The organism is Pseudomonas sp. S3_E10 (genome assembly GCF_054667615.1).
Window position 1 is genome coordinate 3,047,886 of record NZ_CP162743.1, and the last position, 23,250, is coordinate 3,071,135.

25 protein-coding genes and 1 other RNA gene are annotated in these 23,250 nt (G+C 61.0%); 10 read left to right on the forward strand and 16 right to left on the reverse strand.

Annotation, left to right across the window (positions count from 1 at the left end; translation table 11 throughout):
* Positions 1–130: 130 nt before the first annotated feature.
* Entirely contained in the window at positions 131–562 is a 432-nt protein-coding gene (locus tag AB4N98_RS13795) for a DUF1120 domain-containing protein (RefSeq protein ID WP_317617120.1), read from the forward strand.
* Between the two features lie 4 nt (positions 563–566).
* Here the strand turns inward: AB4N98_RS13795 and AB4N98_RS13800 are convergent, their stop codons facing one another.
* The 4 genes from AB4N98_RS13800 to AB4N98_RS13815 are packed head-to-tail and all read right to left on the reverse strand — an operon-like array spanning position 567 to position 3,409.
* Entirely contained in the window at positions 567–1,304 is a 738-nt protein-coding gene (locus tag AB4N98_RS13800; protein WP_017530857.1) for an amino acid ABC transporter ATP-binding protein, read from the reverse strand.
* Positions 1,291–1,941 carry an amino acid ABC transporter permease gene (locus tag AB4N98_RS13805; RefSeq protein WP_017530858.1) on the reverse strand — a complete coding sequence of 217 codons (651 nt, stop codon included), beginning with the start codon at positions 1,939–1,941 and terminating at the stop codon, positions 1,291–1,293. Before AB4N98_RS13805 ends, AB4N98_RS13800 begins: the two co-directional genes overlap by 14 nt.
* Positions 1,938–2,606, reverse strand: coding sequence for an amino acid ABC transporter permease (locus tag AB4N98_RS13810; protein ID WP_010207407.1), 669 nt, complete (start codon positions 2,604–2,606; stop codon positions 1,938–1,940). Before AB4N98_RS13810 ends, AB4N98_RS13805 begins: the two co-directional genes overlap by 4 nt.
* Positions 2,607–2,623: 17 nt before the next feature.
* Positions 2,624–3,409 carry a transporter substrate-binding domain-containing protein gene (locus tag AB4N98_RS13815; protein ID WP_135196214.1) on the reverse strand — a complete coding sequence of 262 codons (786 nt, stop codon included), beginning with the start codon at positions 3,407–3,409 and terminating at the stop codon, positions 2,624–2,626.
* A gap of 254 nt (positions 3,410–3,663) precedes the next feature.
* Here AB4N98_RS13815 and AB4N98_RS13820 point away from each other — a divergent pair, with 254 nt between their 5' ends.
* From AB4N98_RS13820 to AB4N98_RS13840, 5 genes are all read left to right on the forward strand, one after another.
* Entirely contained in the window at positions 3,664–4,359 is a 696-nt protein-coding gene (locus tag AB4N98_RS13820) for a FadR/GntR family transcriptional regulator (protein WP_017530860.1), read from the forward strand.
* A 120-nt stretch (positions 4,360–4,479) separates the two neighbouring features.
* Complete coding sequence (trxA, locus tag AB4N98_RS13825) at positions 4,480–4,809, forward strand: thioredoxin TrxA (protein WP_017530861.1); 330 nt, start codon at positions 4,480–4,482, stop codon at positions 4,807–4,809.
* 234 nt (positions 4,810–5,043) lie between these two features.
* A complete protein-coding gene (rho, locus tag AB4N98_RS13830; protein WP_003176825.1) occupies positions 5,044–6,303 on the forward strand; it encodes a transcription termination factor Rho in 1,260 nt (419 codons plus the stop codon).
* A gap of 156 nt (positions 6,304–6,459) precedes the next feature.
* The gene (gene ubiD, locus AB4N98_RS13835; RefSeq protein WP_017530862.1) at positions 6,460–7,926 is read left to right on the forward strand and encodes a 4-hydroxy-3-polyprenylbenzoate decarboxylase; all 1,467 of its coding nucleotides are present in this window, start codon (positions 6,460–6,462) and stop codon (positions 7,924–7,926) included.
* On the forward strand, positions 7,926–8,894 hold the full coding sequence (locus AB4N98_RS13840) for a CDP-6-deoxy-delta-3,4-glucoseen reductase (protein WP_116078119.1): 969 nt from the start codon (positions 7,926–7,928) through the stop codon (positions 8,892–8,894). The genes ubiD and AB4N98_RS13840 overlap by 1 nt, the downstream gene beginning before the upstream one ends.
* Here AB4N98_RS13840 and AB4N98_RS13845 read toward each other — a convergent pair.
* Positions 8,891–9,367, reverse strand: coding sequence for a hypothetical protein (locus AB4N98_RS13845; RefSeq protein WP_017530864.1), 477 nt, complete (start codon positions 9,365–9,367; stop codon positions 8,891–8,893). The two genes, AB4N98_RS13840 and AB4N98_RS13845, sit on opposite strands and share 4 nt — an antisense overlap.
* A 274-nt stretch (positions 9,368–9,641) precedes the next feature.
* On the opposite strand from AB4N98_RS13845, the gene AB4N98_RS13850 reads away from it, so the two are divergent.
* Complete coding sequence (locus AB4N98_RS13850; RefSeq protein WP_017530865.1) at positions 9,642–10,295, forward strand: gamma-glutamylcyclotransferase; 654 nt, start codon at positions 9,642–9,644, stop codon at positions 10,293–10,295.
* Here AB4N98_RS13850 and glpT read toward each other — a convergent pair.
* Together glpT and AB4N98_RS13860 are read right to left on the reverse strand one after the other, a co-directional pair.
* Entirely contained in the window at positions 10,292–11,629 is a 1,338-nt protein-coding gene (glpT, locus tag AB4N98_RS13855) for a glycerol-3-phosphate transporter (RefSeq protein ID WP_017530866.1), read from the reverse strand. The genes AB4N98_RS13850 and glpT overlap by 4 nt on opposite strands.
* 198 nt (positions 11,630–11,827) lie before the next feature.
* Positions 11,828–12,805: an NADPH:quinone oxidoreductase family protein gene (locus AB4N98_RS13860; RefSeq protein WP_017530867.1), complete on the reverse strand. Its 978-nt coding sequence runs from the start codon at positions 12,803–12,805 to the stop codon at positions 11,828–11,830.
* A 150-nt stretch (positions 12,806–12,955) separates the two neighbouring features.
* On the opposite strand from AB4N98_RS13860, the gene AB4N98_RS13865 reads away from it, so the two are divergent.
* Positions 12,956–13,363, forward strand: coding sequence for a flagellar basal body-associated protein FliL (locus AB4N98_RS13865; protein WP_017530868.1), 408 nt, complete (start codon positions 12,956–12,958; stop codon positions 13,361–13,363).
* Here AB4N98_RS13865 and AB4N98_RS13870 read toward each other — a convergent pair.
* The 5 genes from AB4N98_RS13870 to AB4N98_RS13890 form a co-directional block, all read right to left on the reverse strand.
* Complete coding sequence (locus AB4N98_RS13870) at positions 13,353–15,374, reverse strand: acyltransferase family protein (RefSeq protein WP_217855541.1); 2,022 nt, start codon at positions 15,372–15,374, stop codon at positions 13,353–13,355. The two genes, AB4N98_RS13865 and AB4N98_RS13870, sit on opposite strands and share 11 nt — an antisense overlap.
* 82 nt (positions 15,375–15,456) lie before the next feature.
* A complete protein-coding gene (locus tag AB4N98_RS13875) occupies positions 15,457–16,575 on the reverse strand; it encodes an ABC transporter permease (RefSeq protein ID WP_017530870.1) in 1,119 nt (372 codons plus the stop codon).
* On the reverse strand, positions 16,575–19,298 hold the full coding sequence (gene rbbA, locus AB4N98_RS13880; protein WP_017530871.1) for a ribosome-associated ATPase/putative transporter RbbA: 2,724 nt from the start codon (positions 19,296–19,298) through the stop codon (positions 16,575–16,577). Before rbbA ends, AB4N98_RS13875 begins: the two co-directional genes overlap by 1 nt.
* Complete coding sequence (locus tag AB4N98_RS13885; RefSeq protein ID WP_026067501.1) at positions 19,295–20,260, reverse strand: HlyD family secretion protein; 966 nt, start codon at positions 20,258–20,260, stop codon at positions 19,295–19,297. The genes rbbA and AB4N98_RS13885 overlap by 4 nt, the downstream gene beginning before the upstream one ends.
* Before the next feature lie 69 nt (positions 20,261–20,329).
* A complete protein-coding gene (locus AB4N98_RS13890) occupies positions 20,330–20,779 on the reverse strand; it encodes an EVE domain-containing protein (RefSeq protein WP_017530873.1) in 450 nt (149 codons plus the stop codon).
* 195 nt (positions 20,780–20,974) lie between these two features.
* Between AB4N98_RS13890 and AB4N98_RS13895 the strand changes: the two genes are divergently transcribed.
* The gene (locus AB4N98_RS13895) at positions 20,975–21,124 is read left to right on the forward strand and encodes a hypothetical protein (protein WP_017253679.1); all 150 of its coding nucleotides are present in this window, start codon (positions 20,975–20,977) and stop codon (positions 21,122–21,124) included.
* 7 nt (positions 21,125–21,131) lie between these two features.
* Here the strand turns inward: AB4N98_RS13895 and AB4N98_RS13900 are convergent, their stop codons facing one another.
* The 4 genes from AB4N98_RS13900 to AB4N98_RS13915 form a co-directional block, all read right to left on the reverse strand.
* Positions 21,132–21,761 (reverse strand): 5-formyltetrahydrofolate cyclo-ligase, encoded by a 630-nt coding sequence (locus AB4N98_RS13900; protein WP_068935511.1) that lies wholly within the window; start codon positions 21,759–21,761, stop codon positions 21,132–21,134.
* A 58-nt stretch (positions 21,762–21,819) separates the two neighbouring features.
* Positions 21,820–21,998, reverse strand: a non-coding RNA gene (gene ssrS, locus AB4N98_RS13905) — 6S RNA.
* Between the two features lie 30 nt (positions 21,999–22,028).
* Positions 22,029–22,346, reverse strand: coding sequence for a cell division protein ZapA (locus tag AB4N98_RS13910; RefSeq protein ID WP_017530875.1), 318 nt, complete (start codon positions 22,344–22,346; stop codon positions 22,029–22,031).
* Positions 22,343–22,552, reverse strand: a complete 210-nt coding sequence (locus AB4N98_RS13915; RefSeq protein WP_007982902.1) for a TIGR02449 family protein — start codon at positions 22,550–22,552, stop codon at positions 22,343–22,345. Before AB4N98_RS13915 ends, AB4N98_RS13910 begins: the two co-directional genes overlap by 4 nt.
* A 139-nt stretch (positions 22,553–22,691) precedes the next feature.
* On the opposite strand from AB4N98_RS13915, the gene AB4N98_RS13920 reads away from it, so the two are divergent.
* Positions 22,692–23,249, forward strand: a complete 558-nt coding sequence (locus AB4N98_RS13920; protein ID WP_015886444.1) for a YecA/YgfB family protein — start codon at positions 22,692–22,694, stop codon at positions 23,247–23,249.
* Position 23,250 lies beyond the last annotated feature (1 nt).

Genomic DNA, 23,250 nt, shown 5'->3' on the forward strand with positions numbered 1-23,250 from the left:
TGAACGACCTGCGCGTAAGGTGCGCGCGGCACTTGGCTACGTGCTGTTGGCTTTGTTGGGGATGGCTGCCAGGGAGGGAGTGGCGCAGGAGTGTCGTCTTTCGCTCAGTCAACCGAAGGTGGATTACGGCGTGCTCAGGCGCACAGAGCTGCTGGATGAGCAAACCAGCGGCCGCAACATCGTCCTGGGCAAGCGAACCCTGCAACTGAGCGTCTTGTGCGCCGAGCCGGGCACGGTTGCCTTGCGTTTTACCGGCGCCCCGGCGGGTGCGCAGGGCTTTCGATTCGGCCGCCACGGCAGCTTTACCCTGGCGCTCAAGAACGCCCAGGTCGATGGTCGCGCGGTAGAGTTGAGCGCGGCGCAACCGACAGACGTATCGGCCGGCGGGCTGCTGTTGCCCGGCCAGGTGGTGATCGCCAAAGCGGGCGGAACACCACTGGCCGGAAAACGCTTTTCGGCTCAAGTGCACATCGACACCTATTTGCCGCCCGATGCCTTTTCCGTGCGCCAGGAAACCCAGTTCGAGGGGCAGGGGCACTTTGAGTTACTGCCAGGCGGCTGAGGGTTCAGGCAAGCAGATCGCCGGTGCCAATAAAATTGGCCAATTCGGCGGTTCTCGGGTTCGCGAACAAGGTCTTGGGATCGCCGACTTCATGCACCTTGCCCTGGTGCATGAACACCAGCTTGTCCCCCACTTCCCGGGCGAAGCGCATTTCATGGGTCACCATGATCAGCGTCATGCCGTCCTTGGCCAATTGGCGCACCACGCTGAGCACTTCATTGACCAACTCCGGGTCGAGGGCCGAGGTGATTTCATCGCACAGCAGCACCTTGGGTGACATCGCCAGTGCGCGAGCGATAGCGACGCGCTGCTGCTGGCCGCCGGACAGACGATCAGGGAAGGCGTCGAATTTCTCGCCCAGCCCAACGCGTTCCAACATCTGCTTGGCCAACTGGGCGGCCTTGGCCTTGGGCATTTTCTGCACCACCTGCGGCGCGAGCATCACGTTTTCGCCCACGGTCAGGTGCGGGAACAAGTTGAACTGCTGAAATACCATGCCGACTTTTTGCCGCAGGCTGCGCAGGTCGGCGCGCGCTGCGTCGAGGTATTCGCCGTCGACTTCGATAACCCCATCGTTGATCGATTCCAGGCCATTGAGGGTACGCAACAGGGTGGACTTACCCGATCCGCTGCGCCCGATGATCGCCACCACCTGGCCTTCTTCAACGGTCAGGTCAATGCCTTTGAGTACGTGATGGTCGCCGTAGTACTTATGCAGGGCGGTAATTCTAAGCAGAGGCATGCAGTCTCCTTTCCAGGTAGCGCGCACTGAGGGACAAGGGGTAGCAGAGCAGGAAGTAACCGAGGGCCACCAGGCCATAGACCATGAAGGGCTCGAAGGTCGCGTTGGCGAGCATGCCGCCGGTCTTGGTCAACTCGGTAAAACCGATGATAGAGGTCACAGCGGTGCCCTTGACGACCTGCACCGAGAACCCCACCGTCGGCGCGACTGCGATGCGCAGCGCCTGCGGCAGGATCACGTAGCGCAATTGCTCAAGCGGGTTCAGGGCCAGGCTGGCGGAGGCTTCCCACTGCCCATGGGCGATGGAGTCGACGCAGCCGCGCCAGATTTCGGCGAGATAGGCGCTGGTAAACAGCGTCAGGGCAATCGCCGCCGCCAACCAGGGCGAGATATCCACCCCCAGCAAGGCAACGCCGAAGAACACCAGGAACAGTTGCATCAATAGCGGCGTGCCCTGGAACAGCTCGATATAGGTGCGCGCAACATTGCGCGCGAAGGCTTTGCGGCTGATGCGCAAGGTCATCACCAGCAGGCCGATCACGCCGCCGCCGATAAACGCCACCAGTGACAGCAACAGCGTCCATTGCAGGCCGGTGAGCAGGTTGCGCACGATGTCCCAGAACGAAAAATCACTCATCGGCTGTTCCTCATCACAAAACGACGGCCGATCCAGTTGAGCAACTGGCGAATCATCAATGCCATGCACAGGTACACCAGGGTAGTCAGGGCATAGGTTTCAAACGCGCGAAAATTGCGCGATTGGATAAAGTTGGCGGCAAAGCTCAGCTCCTCGGTGGCGATCTGTGAACACACCGCCGAACCGAGCATGACGATGATGATCTGGCTGCTCAGTGCCGGCCACACCTTGCCCAGCGCGGGCAGCAGCACCACGTGGCGGAATGCTTCGAAGCGCGTCATCGCCAGGGCTGCGGCGGCTTCCAACTGGCCACGCGGGATGGCCTGGATACCGGCGCGGATGATTTCGGTGGAGTAGGCCCCCAGGTTGATCACCATCGCCAATACGGCGGCTTGCCACTCGGTGATCTTCAGCCCCAAAGACGGCAGGCCGAAGAAGATGAAAAACAGCTGCACCAGAAACGGCGTGTTCCGGATCAATTCGACATACACGCCGAAGCACCAGGCGAACGGCTGGATCTTCCACGCTCGCACCACTGCGCCGACGGTGCCCAGCGCCACCCCCAGGATCGCGCCGATAGCCGTCAGCTCAAGGGTGAACAGCGCGCCGCGCAACAGCAGGTCGGTGTTGGCCAGCACCGGTACAAAGTCAAATTGATACGCCATGGGTCAGCTCCGTCGTATCAAAGGTCGGCGGGCAGCGGCTCTTTCAGCCATTGCATCGCGTTCTTTTCCAGGCTGCCATCGGCCTTGGCCGCGACCAGGATCTGGTTGACCTTCTCCAGCAACGCCGGCTCGTTTTTGTTCACGCCCACGTATACCGGTGAATCCTTGAGCTTCACCTTCAGCGCCGGTACGCGTTTGGGGTTGCGCTCGCTGATCGCGACCATCACCACGTTGCCGCTGGCGATCAGGTCAACCTGGCCGGCCAGGTAGGCGGCGATGGTTGAGTTGTTGTCTTCGAAGCGCTTGATGGTGGCTTCCTTGGGCGCCACGGCGGTCAGCTCGATGTCTTCGATGGCGCCACGGGTCACGCTGATGGTCTTGCCCTTGAGGTCGTCAGTGCTGCTGATGGCAGCGTCAGGCGGGCCAAACACGGCCAGGTAGAACGGCGCGTAGGCCTTGGAGAAATCAATGACCTTTTCCCGCTCCGGGTTCTTGCCCAGGCTGGAAATCACCAGGTCGACCTTGCCGGTGGTGAGAAACGGGATGCGGTTGGTGCTGTTGACCGGGGTCAGCTCCAGCTTGACCTTGAGCTGGTCGGCCAGCAGCTTGGCGGTGGCGATGTCCAGGCCACGGGGTTTCATGTCGGGGCCGACCGAGCCGAACGGCGGGAAGTCCTGGGGCACGGCAACCTTGAGGGTGCCACGGGCGACGATGTCGTCCAGACCGTTGGCCTGGGCGGGAGCCTGGCTGAGCATCAGGCTGGCAAACAGGGCAGTGAGCAGGGCGCTGTAGCGCTTGGTCATGACAACTCTCCGAGAAGGGCGAAGGGATTTCTACAAATGCTCAGTGCACAGCCCATGCCAGCACCCTCGCAATCGTCTGCAAGGCCGGGATTTGTTGAGGTCGGGTGGTCTTACTGGTCTGAACAGTTCCTGGCCGTTTCGCACCCTTTTCGAGCGTTGGCAAAACCTTGCGAGCCCCTTTGGGGCGTGGCTTGCCGCCGGCCGCGAATAGCTTTACAACTAGCCGCTCAGTTGTCTGGAACCTTGAGTTTTTTATGAATTCCATCGCCCAAGCCGTACCGGAGGCGGCCCTGCAGGCCATCCGCAAACTGATCAAGGAGCAGGGCTTTGGGCCGGGCGATGCGCTGCCGTCCCAGCGCGAACTGGCACTGCAGTTGGGCGTGAGCCGGGCGTCGTTGCGTGAGGCGTTGTCATCCTTGAGTGCCTTGGGCGTGGTGAGCGTGCAGCCGGGCAAAGGCGTGTTCGTGCAGGCGGCGGACGAATCGCCGGGGTTTGCCTGGCCTTTCGCGGCCCAGGCTACGCCATTGGATATTTTCCAGTTGCGCTACGCCCTTGAAGGGTTTGCGGCGGGGCTGGCGGCAGTGACCTTGACGATTGATGAACTCGACAGCCTGGAGGATAACGTCGAGGCAATGCGCAAGGTGCTCAAGGCCGGTGACTTCGAAGCGGCCGCGCGGCTGGACTTCGAATTCCACCAGCGCATCCTGATGGCCAGCGGCAACCAGGCGATGGTGAGCATTCTGAGTGCCAGCGCGGAGGTGTTTTTGGAGAGCCAGAAACTACCGTTCATCCGGCCGGAGCGGGCCATGGAGACTTGGCAGGAACACCGCAAGATCCTGCGCGCCCTGGCCCGGCGCGCCAGCGCGGCGGCGCAGAAAACCATGCAGGAACATGTACGTAATGCGGCATTGCGTACAGGTATTGCCTTTGTGACGCCAGTGACGCCCTGATCGGCTCATACCCAAACTCATGCGCCTCTATAGCAAGACTCCATCAGAGGCGGCTTCCTGAACGGGGGAAGGGCGGCTATGATGGGCAACGTTTTTTTTGCTTACAATCCGGAGACATCCATGAGCAACGATCTTATCAAGCACGTCACCGACGCGACCTTTGAGGCCGAAGTACTCAAGGCTGCTGGCCCGGTGCTGGTTGACTACTGGGCTGAATGGTGCGGCCCTTGCAAAATGATCGCTCCGGTTCTGGACGACATTGCGACCACTTTCGAAGGCAAGCTGACCATCGCCAAGCTGAACATCGACGACAACCAGGAAACCCCGGCCAAGCACGGCGTGCGCGGTATTCCTACGCTGATGCTGTTCAAGAACGGCAACGTCGAAGCCACTAAAGTGGGCGCGCTGTCGAAGTCCCAGCTGCAAGCTTTCCTCGACGCCAACATCTAAGCGTCGTCAAAAAAGCCCCGCAAATCGCGGGGCTTTTTCGTAAAACAGGGCTAGACGCTCCGAAACTCAGGTGGTACATTCGGCCCCGCACTGGTTTCTCCACTGCCCCCTGCAAGCCGTCGCCGACGCACTCCTTTTCGATTAGTACGCGATCCTGTCGCCTTCTCCGCGGCGCGGCCTCATTAAGCCAAAAGCTTAATTTCCCCCCTCCATAAATGATTACGTCATTCCTATATGAATCTGACTGAACTCAAGCAAAAGCCGATTACCGACCTGCTCCAACTGGCCGAAGAAATGGGCATAGAAAATATGGCCCGTTCGCGCAAGCAGGACGTGATTTTCTCCCTGCTCAAGAAGCACGCGAAAAGCGGCGAGGAAATCTCCGGTGATGGCGTGCTGGAGATTCTCCAGGACGGCTTCGGCTTCCTCCGCTCCGCAGACGCTTCCTATCTCGCCGGCCCAGACGATATCTACGTCTCGCCGAGCCAGATCCGTCGTTTCAACTTGCGCACCGGTGACACCATCGTTGGCAAGATCCGACCTCCGAAGGAAGGCGAGCGCTATTTCGCCCTGCTCAAAGTCGACACGATCAACTTTGATCGTCCGGAGAACGCGAAAAACAAGATTCTCTTCGAGAACCTGACCCCGCTGTTCCCGACTGTGCGCATGAAGATGGAAGCCGGTAACGGTTCCACCGAAGACTTGACCGGCCGTGTGATCGACCTGTGTGCGCCCATCGGTAAAGGCCAGCGTGGTTTGATCGTCGCACCGCCGAAAGCCGGTAAGACCATCATGCTGCAGAACATTGCAGCGAACATCGCGCGTAACAACCCTGAAGTTCACCTGATCGTGCTGCTGATCGATGAGCGTCCGGAAGAAGTGACCGAAATGCAGCGTACCGTGCGCGGCGAAGTGGTTGCCTCGACGTTCGATGAGCCGCCAACCCGCCACGTGCAGGTTGCCGAAATGGTGATCGAGAAGGCCAAGCGCCTGGTCGAACACAAGAAGGATGTGGTGATCCTGCTCGACTCCATCACCCGTCTGGCCCGTGCCTACAACACCGTGATCCCGAGCTCCGGCAAGGTATTGACCGGTGGTGTCGATGCCCACGCCCTGGAGAAACCGAAACGTTTCTTCGGCGCCGCGCGGAACATCGAAGAAGGCGGCTCGCTGACCATTATCGCCACCGCGCTGGTTGAAACCGGCTCGAAGATGGACGAAGTGATCTACGAAGAGTTCAAGGGCACCGGCAACATGGAATTGCCTCTGGACCGTCGCATCGCCGAAAAACGCGTGTTCCCTGCGATCAACATCAACCGCTCCGGCACCCGCCGCGAAGAGTTGCTGACCGCCGACGACGAACTGCAGCGCATGTGGATCCTGCGCAAGCTGCTGCACCCGATGGACGAAGTAGCTGCCATCGAGTTCCTGATCGACAAGCTGAAAACCACCAAGACCAACGACGAGTTCTTCTTGTCGATGAAGCGCAAGTAATACGCCGCTGTTGGTCCGAAAAAATGGCGCCCCCTGGGGGCGCCATTTTTTTTGCGCGTTTTTTAAACGCATTCCGCGCTCAAATGCACGTCGATAAGCTGCCAGCTGCCCTCAGAGCAGGTAGGATGTACGCCTATTTTACGGGTGGCATGGTTAATGAAATTCAAGGATCTTCGGGATTTCGTGCAGCAACTTGAGCAGCGCGGAGAGTTGAAACGTATCCAGATGCCGATTTCCCCGGTGCTGGAAATGACTGAGATTTGCGACCGCACCCTGCGTAACAAGGGCCCGGCGCTGCTGTTCGAGAACCCGACCGGCTACGACATTCCGGTGCTCGGCAACCTGTTCGGCACCCCCGATCGCGTGGCTTTTGGCATGGGCGCCGAGTCGGTCAGCGAGCTGCGCGAGATCGGCAAGCTGTTGGCCTTCCTCAAGGAGCCCGAGCCACCCAAGGGCTTGAAGGACGCTTGGTCGAAGCTGCCGATCTTCCGCAAGATCATTGCCATGGCGCCCAAAGTGGTCAAGGACGCGGTGTGCCAGGAAGTGGTCATCGAGGGCGATGACGTCGACCTCGCCATGCTGCCGGTGCAGACCTGCTGGCCCGGCGATGTCGGGCCACTGATCACCTGGGGCCTGACTGTCACCAAAGGCCCGAACAAAGATCGCCAGAACCTCGGTATCTATCGCCAGCAAGTGATCGGCCGTAACAAGGTGATCATGCGCTGGCTGAGCCACCGTGGCGGTGCCCTGGATTACCGTGAATGGTGCGAGAAGCACCCGGGCAAGCCATTTCCGGTCTCCGTGGCCCTGGGCGCCGACCCGGCCACCATCCTCGGCGCCGTGACCCCGGTGCCGGACAGCCTGTCCGAGTACGCCTTCGCGGGCCTGTTGCGCGGTAACCGTACCGAGTTGGTGAAATGCCGTGGCAACGATCTGCAAGTGCCGGCCACTGCGGAAATCATCCTTGAAGGCGTGATTCATCCGGGCGAGATGGCCGATGAAGGCCCTTACGGCGACCACACCGGCTATTACAACGAAGTCGACAGCTTCCCGGTGTTCACCGTGGAGCGCATCACCCACCGCATCAAACCGATCTACCACAGCACCTACACCGGTCGTCCGCCGGATGAACCGGCCATTCTCGGCGTGGCGCTCAATGAAGTGTTCGTGCCGATCCTGCAAAAGCAATTCCCGGAAATCACCGACTTCTACCTGCCGCCCGAAGGCTGCTCTTACCGCATGGCCATCGTGACCATGAAGAAGTCGTACCCAGGGCATGCGAAGCGGGTAATGCTCGGTGTGTGGTCGTTTTTGCGACAGTTCATGTACACCAAGTTCGTTATTGTCACCGACGACGACATCAATGCCCGCGACTGGAATGATGTGATCTGGGCCATCACCACGCGCATGGACCCCAAGCGCGATACGGTGATGATCGACAACACCCCGATCGACTACCTCGACTTCGCGTCGCCGGTGTCTGGCCTGGGTTCGAAGATGGGCCTGGACGCCACCCACAAATGGCCGGGTGAAACCACTCGCGAGTGGGGCCGGGTGATCGTCAAGGATGAAGCCGTGACCGCGCGCGTCGATGCGATCTGGAAAGAATTGGGAATAGATTGATGCGTGTGACCCTGCAACCTTCCGGCGCTGTGCTGGAGCTGATCCCAGGCGAGCGAATCCTCGAAGGCGCGCGTCGCCTGGGCTACGAATGCCCCCAGGCGTGTCGCAATGGCGTATGCCATGTGTGCGCTGCGTTGCTGGTGGAGGGCAGGGTGCGGCAAGCCGATGAAGTGCGTGACCATGGCGAGTTCTACACGTGCATCGCCGAACCGCTGGAAGACTGCATTGTGTTGTGGGACGGCGTGTTGGCGCCGGGAGAATTGCCGTTGCGCAAGTTGTCATGCCAGTTGAGTGAGTGCGTTGAGGTAGGGGGCGATGTATGGCGCGTGCGCCTGCTTGCGCCTGCCGGCAAGCTCGTGCGTTACCACGCGGGGCAATACCTGATGATCGAACGGGAAAACGGCGAGAAGTCCGCCTTTTCCCTGGCCTCGGCGCCCCATGCAGGCCGCGAGCTGGAACTGCATGTACTGGCCCGCGAAGACAGTGCCCGCAACCTGCTGGAGCAACTGCAACGTAACCGGATGGCCCGCATCGAGCTGCCATTTGGCGATACCCACCTGGCCGAGCTGCCGGACGGGCCGCTGGTGTTGATCGCCGCCGGCACTGGCATGGCGCAGATGCACAGCCTGATCGAACATTGCCGGGCTTCGGGCTTCAAGCACCCGGTGCATCTGTACTGGGGCGTGCGTCGCCCGGAAGATTTCTATCGGATCGAACATTGGGAACAATGGCAGCAACTGCCCAACCTGTTCCTGCACAAAGTAGTCAGCGACTTGTGCGGCTGGGAAGGGCGCTGCGGCTTATTGCATGAAGCGGTGTGTGAAGACATTACCGACCTCAAGGGCGTGCATGTGTATGCCAGCGGTTCACCGGCGATGATCTATGGCACCCTGGATGCGCTGGTCGACGCCGGCATGGATGCGCACCAGATGCGCGCCGACGTATTCGCCTACGCGCCGCGCCCTTAGAAACGCACGCCGGCGGTCAGCATCGCCGCATTCAAACCCAGCAGCACCAACTCACTGGAGACGGGGCCGAAGTTCACCCCCACGGCAGGGATGATCGCCGGCGCTACGCCAAAACGGTTGAGCGGGATTTTGTCGCGGTACTTGCCGCGATAGCCCTGCAGTGCGCCTGCGGTCACCTTCACGTAGAGCGGTGAATCGGCGATGTCATAGCGTTTGCCGGCGTAGACGTAATACGAGCGCTGGCTGAACGAGTTGCGAAACGTCGCCCCGCCATACACCAACCCCGATGCTTCGTTACGCTCCAGGTTGATCAAATCCTGATGATTGTTGTGCTTGGGATCCGGCGAAAAGTGCCGGGTGTAAAGGCTGGTTTGTGCGTACCAGAAGCCTTTGTCGTCTTGAGTGGTCGCGTCGGTAGCCAGGGCGGCAGTGGCCTGCAGCAATAGCAGCAAACCGGAAAAAAGATGTTTCATGCATCGACCTCGGTAGTCGTTTGAATGGGCGGCTAGTGTGGGTCGCTAAACCCGTGCAGTTTGGCGGGTAATGGCCGGAGGGGCCTGAACCTGCGCTGAAAATATTGCCGCCTATGCTTATGCATTTAAGGTATTACTTCTGTAGGAAAAATCTCATTAGGCTATAAGTAGACGGAAGGCGGTTTTTTTACGCCATACGGTTACAGCGCTTCGGTTCGATTACGGTAAAGTTGCTTACAACTGGTAACACTCAGGAGGCGCACCGCTTTTCGCCATGACCGCCATAGAAACCGATCTTCTGCAATTGGCTTACCCTCCGCGGCTCGATCTGGGGCCGCAACTCACTCACGAACAGTTGATGAGCTCGATGCAGGCCACCATGGGCCGGCATAAAGGTGGGCCGGTCTGGCTATTTGCGTACGGTTCGCTGATCTGGCGCCCTGAATGTTCATCGAGCGAGCGTGTGCGTGCGCGGGTCCATGGCTATCATCGCGGCTTGTACCTGTGGTCTCACGAGCATCGGGGGACGCCGGAATTGCCGGGGTTGGTGTTCGGTCTGGACCGCGGCGGCTCGTGCAGCGGGTTTGCCTACCGCTTGCCGGAAGACCAGTTGGAGGCCTCGCTTTACGCCTTATGGCAGCGCGAGATGCCTTACCCTTCCTACCGGCCGCACTGGCTCAGCTGCCGCCTCGAAGATGGCAGCCAGGTGCAGGCTTTAGGGTTTGTATTGGAGCGGCACTTGCCCAGCTACGCCGGTAACTTGCCGGATATCGTGCTCAACCATGTGCTGCAAAGCGCTTGCGGGCGTTACGGCACCACTCGCGATTATGTCGAGCAGACCGTGAACGCCCTGCGCAGCCACGCCATGCCAGATAAGAATCTGGAGGCGCGGCTCAAGCGTTGTGCCAAGGGTTGCCCAGGCGATTAACGCGCCGAGCTGACGCTATTGGTGTGCCACAGCGTCGGGACCAGGAAGGCGATCGCCAGCAGGCACGCGCCGATCAACAGGACGAAACCGCCGTCCCAGCCGAAATGGTCCACGGTGTAGCCCATGGCCGCGCTCGCGGCCACCGAGCCGCCCAGGTAACCGAACAGCCCGGTGAAGCCCGCAGCCGTGCCGGCGGCCTTCTTCGGTGCCAGCTCCAACGCCTGCAGGCCGATCAGCATGACCGGGCCGTAGATCAGGAAACCGATGGATACCAATGCGATCATGTCGACCATTGGGTTGCCCGGCGGGTTGAGCCAGTACACCAGGGTCGCCACGGTCACCAGCGCCATGAACACAATGCCGGTCAGGCCGCGGTTGCCACGGAAGATTTTGTCCGACATCCAGCCGCATAGCAGCGTGCCCGGTATGCCCGCCCACTCATAGAAAAAGTAGGCCCACGACGACTTGTCGACCGTGAAATGCTTGGCTTCCTTGAGGTAGGTAGGGGCCCAGTCCAGCACGCCGTAGCGCAGCAGGTAGACGAAGACGTTGGCGAAGGCGATGTACCACAGCATTTTGTTGCGCAGCACGTATTTGACGAAGATTTCCTTGGCGCTGAATTCTTCTTCATGGCTGGCATCGTAGCCTTCCGGGTAATCGTTCTTGTACTGTTCGATAGGCGGCAGGCCCACCGATTGTGGGGTGTCGCGCATGGTGATGAAGGCAAACGCCGCCACCAGCAGGGCCACGGTGGCCGGGACATAGAATGCTGCATGCCAGTCGTTGAACCAGGCCATGCCCAGCAGGAACAGTGGGCCGATCAAGCCGCCGCCGACGTTATGCGCCACGTTCCATACCGACACCACGCCGCCGCGTTCTTTCTGCGACCACCAGTGCACCATGGTCCGCCCGCTTGGCGGCCAGCCCATGCCCTGGGCCCAACCGTTGATGAACAGCAAGATGAACATCATGGTCACGCTGGAGGTGGCCCAGGGCGCGAAACCGAAAATGAACATCACACCCGCCGACACCAGCAGGCCGAAGGGCAGGAAGTAGCGCGGGTTGGAACGGTCCGACACCAGGCCCATGAGGAACTTGGACAGGCCGTAGGCAATCGCGATGGCCGACATCGCCAGGCCCAACTGACCCCGGGTGTAACCCTCGTCGATCAGGTAAGGCATGGCCAGGGAGAAGTTCTTGCGCAGCAGGTAGTAGCCGGCATATCCGAAGAAAATACCGGCGAAGATCTGCCAGCGCAGGCGTCGGTAGGTGCTGTCTATTTTTTCTTCAGGCAGGGGCGCCTGGTGTGCGGCAGGGCGAAAGAAAGCAAACATTCAAGAGCTCCAAATTTCTTGTTTTGACTGCGGATGCGAATGTTACAGTTTCGTTACCGAAAATAGCATCGCCTCTTGGCGGCAAACACAGGAAATGAGAGCAATTGCATGTTCTCTTACGAACATGTCGCGAATAGGTAAGACGTGGTCGGTATCGAGTTCTGCAGAGCCCTGGAGATCCAAATGTGGGAGGGGCGCTCAGCGGGTCTGGACGACCACCTTGCCCACCGCCTTACGCTGCCCCAGATCATTGATAGCCTGCGCGGCCTGTTCCAGCGGATACACCTGCGACACCAGTGGCTTGAGCTTGCCCTCGCCATACCAAGTGAACAGTTGCTGGAAGTTCGCCGCATTATCCTGCGGCTGGCGCTGGGCGAACGAGCCCCAGAACACCCCCACCACCGCCGCACCCTTGAGCAGCGCCAGGTTCACCGGCAGCTCGGGAATGCGTCCGCTGGCAAAACCCACCACCAGCAAACGGCCATTCCAGGCAATGGCGCGGATGGCCTGGTCGAACAGGTCGCCGCCGACCGGGTCGTAGATCACATCGGCACCGTTGCCGTCGGTGAGGCGCTTGATCTCGTCCTTCAGGCTGGTTTCGCTGTAATTGATCAGTTCATCGGCACCGGCGGCCTTGGCCACGGCGAGTTTGTCGGCGCTGCTGGCGGCGGCGATCACGCGAGCGCCCATGGCTTTGCCGATTTCCACGGCGGCCAGGCCCACGCCGCCGGAGGCGCCGAGTACCAGCAGCGTCTCGCCGGGTTGCAGGTTGGCCCGCTGCTTGAGCGCGTGCATCGAGGTGCCGTAGGTCATGCTGAAGGCGGCAGCGGTATTGAAGTCCATGCTCGGCGGGATCGGCAGCACGTTGTAGCCCGGCACCGCGACCTGTTCGGCAAAGCTGCCCCAGCCGGTGAGCGCCATGACCCGGTCACCCACTTTCAGATGGCTGACCTTTTCCCCCACCTCGCTGACCACGCCCGATGCTTCGCCGCCCGGTGAAAACGGAAAGGGTGGCTTGAACTGGTATTTGCCTTCGATGATCAGCGTGTCCGGGAAATTCACCCCTGCTGCGTGCACATCCAGCAGAATTTCATTCTTCTTGATCGCCGGGCTGGCTGTCTCTTCCAGCACCAGGGTTTCGGCGGGGCCGAAGGCTTTGCACAGCACAGCTTTCATCGGGCTATTCCTTTTGGTGTCGTGGCCGATAAGTGTAGAAGGGTGCGCCCCCGGGTCAACGAGCATGCCCCGGCCTGATAAGTCGCCATAAGCTTGTACTCAGCCTTGCTAGCGTTATGCTATCCGGCAACCGAATTCGAGGAATGAACTGTGAAAGCGTGGATCCTGTTGATGCTGGCCCTGACCCTGCCGATGGCAGCCCAGGCCGAAGAAGCCAAAGAAGGCGAGGCGCCGAAGGTCAGCTATATCAGCCTGAGCCCGCCTTTCGTGGGTAACTACGGCCTGGACGGCACGGCGAAACTCAAGGTGTTCAAGGCCGATATCGCCTTGCGCGTGACCGGTACCGAAGCCGCCGCCGCCGTCAAAGCCAACGACGCGTTGATTCGTAACCAATTGGTGGCGCTGTTCACCCAGCAGACCAACGACGCTATGAGCACTGTCGAAGGCAAAGAGAAACTGCGTCAGGAAGCCCTCAAGCAAACCCAGCAAGTAATGAACGACGAAACCGGCAAGCCGGTAGTGGAAGACCTGTTGTTCAACAACCTGATCATTCAGTAGCCGGCGGCGTCACACCCCAGATCTTCAGCAACGCTGCGCTGAAGGATGGCTCGAGTACGCGGTTGCCGTGGCCGCTGAGGTGGTTTGAGTCAAAAAACAATGGCTTGGCGTTTGCGTCATAGGCCGAGCAGATCGGGCCGGGGCACAGCAGCGGTAGCGGATCCCAGGCGTGCAACGCCGGATAGCTTGCCTGCAGCTGTTGCAACAACGCCATTTGCGGCGCGCGGAGCCGTTCAAGTTGGTCCCGCGCCATCGTCAGGCCAGGCGCGCAGACGGGGTTCATGCGGTTGAACGCATCCGAGCAGCGGTTGGGCGCGGCCTTGAACAGCGGCTTGGGCGCATCGATCAGCACAGTCAGCTGCGCGTTCTGCAAACGGCTTAACAGCGCGTCGGCGGCCAATCGCGCCGCTTCAATGTTATCGGCCGTCAGTTCGCCCAAAGCGTCATCGACCATGGCGGCCTCACCTTCGCGCCACGCCCGTCCGGCCAGCTCCGGCATGCGCAGCGAGGCGAGGAATACCACGTCGCCCGGCTTGGCGCGGGCCAAGATCTCCTGGAGTTGGGCTTCTCGCAACGCCGCGCAATGTGCAGGGTCCGGGCCGATCAGGCTGACGACGCCGCAACCGCCTTGTTCGTACTCCGTCACGGTTACCCCCAGTTTGAGCGAGACGAGCTTGAGCAAGGTGCGGTAGGCCGCGGTATGCGAATCCCCCATGACGAACAATTGCCGTCCCTTCAGGCGTGGGTCGTCGAGGCGGGCAAAATCTTCCTGGGGATAATGTTTGTAGGCGTACCAGGTATAGGTATCGCGGGTCTGGCTGAGTGACAGCGTCGATGGGTTGACCGACACCCACAGCGCACCCAGCCACATCAGGCCGGTGACACTCAAACCGGCCGCAAACGTGAACCCCGCCTTGCGTTGCACCGCCGAGTGGCCGCTACGGATCGGTGTTTCTATCCAGTGATAGGACGCTGCCGCAAGCAGCGCCACCAGCACCGGGTAGAGCCACTGCACGATCAGCAGCTCCATCCCGACGGTCCAGCGCAGGAACACCGCGACCGGCCAGTGCCACAGGTACAGCGAATAGGACAGCCGGCCGATATACGTCGCCAATGGAGTTTGCAGCACGCGCTGCAACGCACCGGGCGAGCTGTCGGCGCGCAATACGATCCCCGCGATCATTAACAGCGAGCCGGCCACGGTGACCATGGCCCAGGGGTAGGGAAACTGCCGGGGTTGGGCGAACAGGAAACCGACCATCACCAAGCCCAGGCCACCGATCAACAGGGCAGGGGCCAGCCGATTGAGGCGGGGCGTGACATCGCGGGTGCCGATGGCTTGAAACAGGATGGCGCCGGCGGCCAGCTCCCAGAAGCGCCCAGGCAACAGGTAAAACGCCGACAGCGGCGCGACCTTTACCTGATACGCGCCGATGATCATCGAGGCAATCGCCAGCAGCGGCAGCACTGCCCAGGCAAACCCGACCCGTTGCCGATAACGCAGCCATATAAAGAACAGCGCGGGGAATATCACATAGAACTGTTCCTCAACCCCCAGTGACCAGGTATGCAGGTAGGGGTTGAGTTCGGCGCTGGGCGAGAAGTAGGTGTCGGTGTTCCAGGCCAGCACCAGATTGCTCAGGCCAAAAAAGGCCGCCAGGCCCGTGCGATTGATCAGCTCGCTGAGCCAGTATTGCGGCATGAACATCGCGCTAAGCACAACACTCACACACAGCACGGTCAGCAATGCGGGCATGATGCGTAGCAATCGGCGCCGGTAGAAGTCCGCCAGGTAGCGGCCCAAGCTCAGGTCGCGGCGCTCCCATAGCGACTGGCTGATCACATACCCGGAAATCACGAAGAACATATCTACGCCGGTAAAACCGCCGGGCAACAGGCTGAACACGTCCAAGTGGAAGACGATGACGCTGAGAACCGCAATGGCCCGCAGGCCATCGATGGCCGGTTTGTAGGTGCTGGCGAACTGGGACACGCGAAGGTCCTTGGGCATGAGCGAGCCCCGGATTCTGCCAAAGCCTGCGCCGGGTGACGACTAGCCGTTCGGACAGGTATGCGACCAGGTGTTTACCCGATCAGGACGCCAGGCTTTTGCGGAACCTGGCCAGTGCCACGGCAAAAAACAGCAAGCCAATCGCGGCCAGCGCCAGCAAATCCGGCCACACCACGCTGACGCCCGCATCCCGGAACAGAATCGCCGCGCTCAGGCTCACAAAATGCGTCGACGGCGAGCCCTGCATCACCCACTGCAACCATTCGGGCATGCTGTCCAGCGGCGTACTGCCGCCGGAGAGCAGCAGCATGGGGATGATCACCGGGATCGCCAGCAAGCCGAATTGCGGCGTCGAGCGGGCGAGGGTGGCGAGGAAGATCCCCAAGGCGGTGCTGGCAAACAGATACAGCGCGGTCACCAGCAAAAACAGGCTCAGCGACCCGGCCAGCGGCACGCCAAGCAAACCTTTGACCACCACCTCCAGCGACACCCAGGTGCACAGCACCACCACCAGCATGTTGCTCCAGATTTTTGCCAGCATGATTTCCAGCGCGGTCAGCGGTAGCACCAGCAGGTGATCGAGAGTGCCGTGTTCGCGCTCACGCAACAGTGCGGTGCCGGTGAGTACGATGGCGAGGATGGTGATGTTGTTGACGATCTGGATCACCGCCAGGAACCAGCCGCCTTCCAGGTTGGTATTGAATAACGCGCGGGTGGTCAGCCGTGCCGGGGACTGCCTGGCGGCGTCGGCCTGGCCGCTGTAGTCAAGCCACTCGCGCTGGAAGATGCGCCCGATGTAGCCGGCGCCCATGAAGGCCTGGCTCATGGCCGTGGCATCCACGTTCACCTGCACGCCCGGCTCGCGGCCTGCCAGTAGGTCGGCCTGGAAGTTGGCCGGCACATTGACCACAAAGGTGTACTGGCCACTGTCCATCACCTTGTCCAATTGGTCATAGGCCAGGGGCACCGGTGGGTGGAATTCCGGCGGTTGCAGGGCCTCGGCCATCTGTCGTGAGAGCGCGCTGTGATCCTCATCGACAAACGCCACGCTGGCGTTGTGCACGCCAATCACTGAGCCGGCGGCGGGCATGTAGATGGCGACGGTGAAGGCGTAGAACAGAAACAGCAGCAGCACGCTGTCGTGGCGCAGGCTGGTGAGTTCCTTGATCCCCAGGCGCAGGATGTGCGTGAACTTATGCATCACACCTCCTGCTTCTTGAGCATGACCAGGCTCAGCCCGGTGAACCCGACGAAAAACCCGAACAGCGCCAGGCACTGCGGCCACAGTTGGCGCAGGTCCAGGGCCTTGGTAAAGGTACCCACCGCGATATCCAGGAAGTGCCCGGCCGGAAACAGCGTGCCCATCAGCGCGGCCGCGCCCTCCAGCGAGGAGCGCGGCACGATCAGCCCGGAAAACTGGATGGTCGGCAGGCTGGTGATGATCATGGTGCCGAGGATGGCCGCGATCTGCGTGCGGGTGAACGCGGAAATCAGCAGGCCCATGCTGGTGGTGGCCAACACATAGAGCAGGCCGCCAAACGCAAGCGTCAGGCCGCTGCCCTTGAATGGCACACCCAATAGCCACCGGTTCATCGCCACCAGCAGCGCCAGGTTGACCAGGCTCACGGCCAGGTACGGCGCTTGTTTGCCCAGCAGGAATTCCAGGCGCGTCAGCGGCGTGGCGTAAAAGTTGGTGATCGAGCCCAGTTCTTTCTCGCGCACGATGCCCAAGGCGGTGAGCATCGCCGGGATAAACGCCAGGATCAGCGCCATCACGCCGGGGCCGATGGCGTTCACACTGACCACGTCCTGGTTATAGCGAAAGCGGGTCTGCAGCTTGGCGCCGGTTTGGGTGCTGCGCGGCAGGCTGCTCAGTTCGGCCAGTTGCTGCAGGTTGCCCTGATGCACGGCTTCTACATAGTTGCGGCTGGTTTCTGCGCGAAACGGCATGCCACCGTCGAGCCAGGCGGCGACCGTGGGTTGGCGCCCGGCATAAAGGTCGCGGCCAAACCCCGGCGGGATCTCCAGGGCCAGTTTGATTTCCGAGCGCTGCAGGCGCCGGTGTAATTCTTTGGCGTCTTGGATCGGCGCTTGCTCGGCGAAGTAGCGCGAGCTGCGAAAGGCCTCCAGGTAGGCGCGGCTCTGCGGAGTCTGGTCTTGGTCGTAGACGGCGAAGGCGAGGTTTTCCACGTCCAGGGAAATGCCGTAGCCGAAGATCACCATCATGAACATCGCCCCGAGCAGGGCGAAGGCCATGCGCACTTTGTCGCGCAGCAACTCTTTGCCTTCGCGGCTGGCCACAGCCAGTAGTCGAGACAGGCGCAAGCCGTGTTTGCTGATGGGCGGTGGGCCTGTTTCGCTGACGGTGTCGGCTGGCGCCGTGGGTTTGGGGCCGGGTTCGCCTTGAGCCTGTTCCAGGCACGTCACGAACGCGGCTTCCAAGGTGTCGCCATGGAACTGCCGCTGCAAGGCATCAGGGGTATCGCAGGCCAGTACCTTGCCCGCATGCATCAACGAGATGCGGTCGCAGCGCTGGGCTTCGTTCATGAAATGGGTGGACAGGAAAATGGTCACCCCTTGCTCGCGCGACAATTGGACCAGCAGCCGCCAGAAATCATCCCGCGCCGCTGGGTCGACACCCGATGTGGGCTCATCAAGGATCAGCACTTCCGGGCGATGCAGCACGGCGACCGCCAGGGACAGGCGTTGGCGCAAGCCCAGGGGCAATTCGCTGGAGGGTTGCTCGGCCACCGCGCCAAGGTCAAAACGCTGGATCAATTCATCAATGCGCGGGCCGCTGTCGGCCTTGGGCAGGTCGAACAGTTGCGCGTGCAATATCAGGTTCTGGCGCACGCTGAGTTCGCCATACAGCGAGAAACTCTGTGACATGAAGCCCACGCGTTTACGGGTGGCCAGGTCCTTGGCGTTCACTGGGTTGCCCAGCAGCGTCGCACGGCCTTCGGTGGCGGGCATCAGCCCGGTGAGGACTTTCATGGTGGTGGTCTTGCCGCAGCCGTTGGAACCGAGGAAACCGAAAATCTCACCCCGGCCGATGGCAAAGCTGACCTTGTTCACCGCCGTAAAATCACCGAAACGCAGCGTCAAGTCATGCGCTTGGATAGCGATATCGCTGCTGGCGCCTACGCGCGGCGGTATCACCAATGGCTGGTTGCCATGCGCGCTGTCGCCCTGAAAGTGGGTGAAGGCTTCGTCCAGTTTGCCGCTGGGCGTCACTGCCGCCAGTTCGTGGCTGAGGCCGTCGGCGATCAGTTTGCCGCGGTCGAGCATCAGGCAATGTTCGAACTGCTCGGCTTCCTCCATGTAGGCCGTGGCCACCAGCAGTGTCAGTTGCGGGCGCCCACTGCGTACGGTGTCGACCAACTCCCAGAAGCGACGACGCGACAGCGGGTCGACGCCGGTGGTGGGTTCGTCGAGGATCAGCAAGTCCGGGTCGTGGATCAGCGCGCAGCACAGGCCGAGTTTTTGCTTCATGCCGCCCGAGAGTTTGCCCGCCGGGCGCTCGGCAAAGCGCGCCAGGTCGGTGGCCAGCAGCAGGTTGTGCATGCGCTGGTTGCAGTCGGCTGTAGACAAGCCGAACAGGGTGGCGAAGAAGCGGATGTTCTCGCTGATCGACAATTCGGGATATAGATTGCCGCCCAGGCCCTGAGGCATAAAAGCAATGCGCGGGTAAAGGTTGTTGCGGTGTCGTCGGTCGTCAATGGCGCCGCCGAGCACCTCCAGTTGCCCTGTCTGAAGCTTTTTGACCCCGGCGATCAGCCCCAGCAGGGTTGATTTGCCCGCCCCGTCCGGGCCGATCAGCCCGCAGCGTGTGCCGGCGGGCAGGCTGAACGCGATGTCGAGCAGCGCCTGTTGTTGGCCGTAACGGTGCTGGATGCCCGTGGCGTGCAGCGCCAGGCCGGTCATTGCAGGTTGGCCGGCCAATCGATGTCGGCGGTGCGCACGTAGCCGGCACCCGGCATGCCGGGCTTGGCCTGGGGTACGGCGCTGGGTTGGGTCAGGCGCAGTTTGACGCGAAATACCAGTTTTTGGCGTTCATCGCGGGTTTCCACTTCCTTGGGGGTGAATTGCGATTTGGCGGCGACAAAACTGATTTTCGCCGGCAGCGGCTGGTCGGGCAGGGCATCGAGCAGAATCCGCGCGTCACTGCCGACGGTCAGGCGGCCCGTGACGGAGGCGGGCAGGTAAAGGTTCATGTACTGATCATTTGGGTCGATGAGCAGCAACACGCGTCCACCCGCGCCGAGCACTTCGCCGGGTTCGGCCAGGCGCAGCTGGATAACGCCGTCGATGGGCGCGCGCAGGCTGCTGTCGTCGATTTCACTGGTGAGCTGGGCGACCTGGGCCTGGGCGGCACCGATGGCGGCCTTGACCGAATTGACCTGGGCTTGGGCAGCAATCACGGCGGCGTTGCCGGTGTTTTGGCGCGCTTGCTGCTGGTCGATCAATTGGCTGCTGGCGAAGCCGCGCTTGTACAGCTCTTGGGTGCGCTTGAGTTCCTGGCTGGCCAGCAGTTGTTCGCTTTGGCGCAGTTGCACATTGGCTTGGGCGGCGGAGAAGTTTTCCTTGGCGCGCAGCACTTCGGCTTCGGCCTGGGCGCGTTGGGCCTCCAGGGTGCGGGTGTCCATGCGCGCAAGCAGTTGGCCCTTGAGTACCTTGTCGCCTTCATCCACCCGCACGTCGGCCAGACGCCCGGGGATCTTGGCAGCGATCTGCACTTCGGTCGATTCCAGACGGCCATTGCCCATGCTCAGGCCAGGGGGCAGGCGGTCCTGGATGGAACGCCAATAACCAAAGCCGCCGGCGCCCAGCAACAGGGCGATCAAGGCGATGGCGAAAACGCGGGAGGTGTGATGGTTCGTCGACATGGCGGCTTCCTGCGGCATTAGCGTCCTAGTTTGAGCGGTTTGCCCCGAGCAGGGCTTGATGCCGGTCAGCTAAAGCAGGTTGATCACGGCGGCCCATTGCTCGGGCGTCACGGCCATCACCGACAGCCGGCTGCCTTTTTGCACCAGGGGCAACTCGGCGAGGGCGGTTTGCTGTTTCAGGTAACCCAGGCCCAGCACTCGGGGAAACGTCTGGACATGCGCGACGGTGATCGCGCTCCAGGGGTTTTTCTGCGCGGTGGCCTTGGCGTCGAAATAATGGCTGTCCGGCTCCAGCGCGGTTGGGTCCGGGTAGGCTGCCTTGACGATTTTGCCGATGCCGGCAATACCCGGCTCAGGGCAGCTGGAATGGTAGAAGAAGAACTCGTCACCCACGGCCATGGCCCGTAGAAAGTTGCGCGCCTGGTAATTGCGCACCCCATCCCAGCGGGCTTCGCCGAGAGTTTCCAAGCCGTTGATAGAGAGTTCCTCGGGCTCGGATTTCATCAGCCAGTAGGCCATTTTTGGGCTCCTGAAAAAGGCAGTGGGCAAGTTGTCTGGCAATTTGATGACAAACCGACAGTCGGTTGGCGTCAAGGTTTGCGTGTTGGTTCACGTTATCGCAGAATGCCGGGATTTTAAGCTTGACGCAGCTGCAACGGACTACTTTGGAACGTTGTTGTCATCGTGTACGAGGTGCCTGAAGGGGGGCAATCGATGCAACGTAAACCGGATTTACTATGGATTTTGGTGATTTTGTTTGGTCTGGGCGTCGTGACCACCGGGTATGCGCAAAGCTTGTGGTCGAACAAGACCGATGCACCGGTGGAGCTGACTCAACAGCAGTCGCAACCGTTCAAGCGTTAACCCTTACTCAAGACGCCGCTGCTTCCAGCGGCGTTTGTGCCACATACCACCGCTTATCGGTGACGGTGCCCGCCAGCGGCACATCCCAACTGGCCTGTGCCAATCGATTGACCTTCTGACATTCATGGGCCAGGCCCAATAGCGTCGGCTTGCGCCAGCGTTGACGGCGCGCCAGGTAGGCCAGGCTGCGGTCATAGAAACCGCCGCCCATGCCCAGGCGCCCACCGCTTTCATCGAACCCCACCAATGGCAGCAATACCAAGTCGAGCGCCCATACCTGGCGTTGGCATTTGGCATTGCCCCGTGGTTCCAGAATGCGAAAGCGATTGGGCAGCAGCTTTTCCCCAGGCCGCACGCGCTGGAACACCATCTTGGTTCGCGGCCAGGCGCTCAGTACCGGCAGATAGGTAGCCTTGCCTCGGCGCTGGGCGGCACCCAGCAACAGGCGCGGATCGATTTCACCGTCCGTCGGCAGATACAGGGAAATATGCTTGGCCCGGCGAAACAGCGGGTGCTGTGCCAGTTGCCGATACAGGCCATGGGCGGCCTTGCGCTGCTCGCTCGGCGTGAGGGCGCGGCGGGCCTTGCGCAACATGCGTCGAAGGTGCGGACGTGAAAGCGGCGCAGGTTCGGTCATGGGGTTTGGGCTCATAAAACAATGCCAGTCCGGAGACTGGCATTGAGTTTGGGAATTCAGGCTCCCCGACAGAGCCGCTGTCGACTTAGCCCTTGAACCCGAAAGTTCAAGGTGGAAGATGCAGTAGGCTTTAAGGCTTTCCGTCTAGCGGACATGCACACCAGCCCAACGTGCAACTTCCAGGGTAGTGCGAATCGGCTCAGGGACATCGCCGACTGGCAAACACGCCAGGGAGTGGGGCGAGTATACCTTAAACACCGGCAGCAATCAGCCCTTGGGTGCGTCCGAATCGCTGGACAGCACCAGATCCACGCGTTCAAGCAGGTCACGCACTTGCTCGCGGGTCGAACCGTTGGCCTGTACATCCGGGCGTTCCTGCTTATGCAGCAGGTCGTGGGTAATGTTCAGCGCGGCCATCACGGCAATACGGTCGGCGCCGATCACTTTGCCGCTGCTGCGGATCTCACGCATCTTGCCATCCAGGTAGCGGGCGGCGCTCACCAGGTTGTTACGCTCTTCCTGGGGGCAGATGATCGAATATTCTTTGTCGAGAATCTGCACGGTGACGCTATTGCTTGAACTCATGAGTCTTGCTCCAGGGCCTTCAGGCGCGAAATCATCGATTCGACCTTACGCCGAGCGATTTCGTTTTTTTCAATGAGGTGAGCGCGTTCCTCGCGCCAGGTCTTTTCCTGAGCTAATAGGAGTCCGTTTTGACTCTTAAGTTGCTCGACCCGAGTAATTAGCAATTCGAGTCTGGCCATCAGCGCTTGCAGGTCGGTGTCTTCCATTGGGTTCCACTGGATTTTGTCTGATGAATGGCAACTGCAGGATAAACGATCTGACGCCCTCGATAGTCTTGGTACGTCTGCCGGTGCTAGGATACAGCGCTCCATTCTAGACATTGCGCCGTCTGGCGCCTAGCTCACCATGCCCATTCAGAACTCCCCGTACGATGCTTTTTCCAAACTGCTGAGCACCAGCGGCCATCCATGCTCGCCTGCCGAACTGCACGGCGTGTTGTTGGGCCGCAGTTGCACCGGTGTCGGCTTCGATGCCGACAACTGGCTGGCCGATGTGGCCGAGCTGCTGGAAACCGAACCGACCGACAACGTGCGTAACGCGCTGATCGGCCTGCAAGAGATGGTCAAGGGCGAGCTGACCGGTGATGACGTCACCGTGGTCTTGCTGCTGCCGACCGACGACGCGCCGCTCACCGAACGCGCCGCCGCACTGGGCCAATGGTGCCAGGGCTTCCTCCATGGTTTCGGCGTGAACGCCGGCGGCCTGGAGCTGAGCACCGACGCCAAGGAAGTGCTGCAGGACCTGGCCGCTATCTCCCAAGTGCAAGATGCCCTGGAAGAGTCCGAAGACGGTGAAGGCGACTACATGGAAGTCATGGAATACCTGCGCGTCGCACCCTTGCTGCTGTTCACCGAGACCAAGAAGTCCGCTGAGCCTGCCGCACCCAAGCCTTCGCTGCACTGAG

What these genes read in the sequence shown, in the direction of transcription:
- AB4N98_RS13800 (WP_017530857.1), bottom strand. Translation starts at nt 1,304, where the DNA reads ATGCCTCTGCTTAGAATTACCGCCCTGCATAAGTACTACGGCGACCAT.
- AB4N98_RS13805 (WP_017530858.1), bottom strand. Translation starts at nt 1,941, where the DNA reads ATGAGTGATTTTTCGTTCTGGGACATCGTGCGCAACCTGCTCACCGGC.
- AB4N98_RS13810 (WP_010207407.1), bottom strand. Translation starts at nt 2,606, where the DNA reads ATGGCGTATCAATTTGACTTTGTACCGGTGCTGGCCAACACCGACCTG.
- AB4N98_RS13815 (WP_135196214.1), bottom strand. Translation starts at nt 3,409, where the DNA reads ATGACCAAGCGCTACAGCGCCCTGCTCACTGCCCTGTTTGCCAGCCTG.
- AB4N98_RS13820 (WP_017530860.1), top strand. Translation starts at nt 3,664, where the DNA reads ATGAATTCCATCGCCCAAGCCGTACCGGAGGCGGCCCTGCAGGCCATC.
- trxA (WP_017530861.1), top strand. Translation starts at nt 4,480, where the DNA reads ATGAGCAACGATCTTATCAAGCACGTCACCGACGCGACCTTTGAGGCC.
- rho (WP_003176825.1), top strand. Translation starts at nt 5,044, where the DNA reads ATGAATCTGACTGAACTCAAGCAAAAGCCGATTACCGACCTGCTCCAA.
- ubiD (WP_017530862.1), top strand. Translation starts at nt 6,460, where the DNA reads ATGAAATTCAAGGATCTTCGGGATTTCGTGCAGCAACTTGAGCAGCGC.
- AB4N98_RS13840 (WP_116078119.1), top strand. Translation starts at nt 7,926, where the DNA reads ATGCGTGTGACCCTGCAACCTTCCGGCGCTGTGCTGGAGCTGATCCCA.
- AB4N98_RS13845 (WP_017530864.1), bottom strand. Translation starts at nt 9,367, where the DNA reads ATGAAACATCTTTTTTCCGGTTTGCTGCTATTGCTGCAGGCCACTGCC.
- AB4N98_RS13850 (WP_017530865.1), top strand. Translation starts at nt 9,642, where the DNA reads ATGACCGCCATAGAAACCGATCTTCTGCAATTGGCTTACCCTCCGCGG.
- glpT (WP_017530866.1), bottom strand. Translation starts at nt 11,629, where the DNA reads ATGTTTGCTTTCTTTCGCCCTGCCGCACACCAGGCGCCCCTGCCTGAA.
- AB4N98_RS13860 (WP_017530867.1), bottom strand. Translation starts at nt 12,805, where the DNA reads ATGAAAGCTGTGCTGTGCAAAGCCTTCGGCCCCGCCGAAACCCTGGTG.
- AB4N98_RS13870 (WP_217855541.1), bottom strand. Translation starts at nt 15,374, where the DNA reads ATGCCCAAGGACCTTCGCGTGTCCCAGTTCGCCAGCACCTACAAACCG.
- AB4N98_RS13875 (WP_017530870.1), bottom strand. Translation starts at nt 16,575, where the DNA reads ATGCATAAGTTCACGCACATCCTGCGCCTGGGGATCAAGGAACTCACC.
- rbbA (WP_017530871.1), bottom strand. Translation starts at nt 19,298, where the DNA reads ATGACCGGCCTGGCGCTGCACGCCACGGGCATCCAGCACCGTTACGGC.
- AB4N98_RS13885 (WP_026067501.1), bottom strand. Translation starts at nt 20,260, where the DNA reads ATGTCGACGAACCATCACACCTCCCGCGTTTTCGCCATCGCCTTGATC.
- AB4N98_RS13890 (WP_017530873.1), bottom strand. Translation starts at nt 20,779, where the DNA reads ATGGCCTACTGGCTGATGAAATCCGAGCCCGAGGAACTCTCTATCAAC.
- AB4N98_RS13895 (WP_017253679.1), top strand. Translation starts at nt 20,975, where the DNA reads ATGCAACGTAAACCGGATTTACTATGGATTTTGGTGATTTTGTTTGGT.
- AB4N98_RS13900 (WP_068935511.1), bottom strand. Translation starts at nt 21,761, where the DNA reads ATGACCGAACCTGCGCCGCTTTCACGTCCGCACCTTCGACGCATGTTG.
- AB4N98_RS13910 (WP_017530875.1), bottom strand. Translation starts at nt 22,346, where the DNA reads ATGAGTTCAAGCAATAGCGTCACCGTGCAGATTCTCGACAAAGAATAT.
- AB4N98_RS13915 (WP_007982902.1), bottom strand. Translation starts at nt 22,552, where the DNA reads ATGGAAGACACCGACCTGCAAGCGCTGATGGCCAGACTCGAATTGCTA.
- AB4N98_RS13920 (WP_015886444.1), top strand. Translation starts at nt 22,692, where the DNA reads ATGCCCATTCAGAACTCCCCGTACGATGCTTTTTCCAAACTGCTGAGC.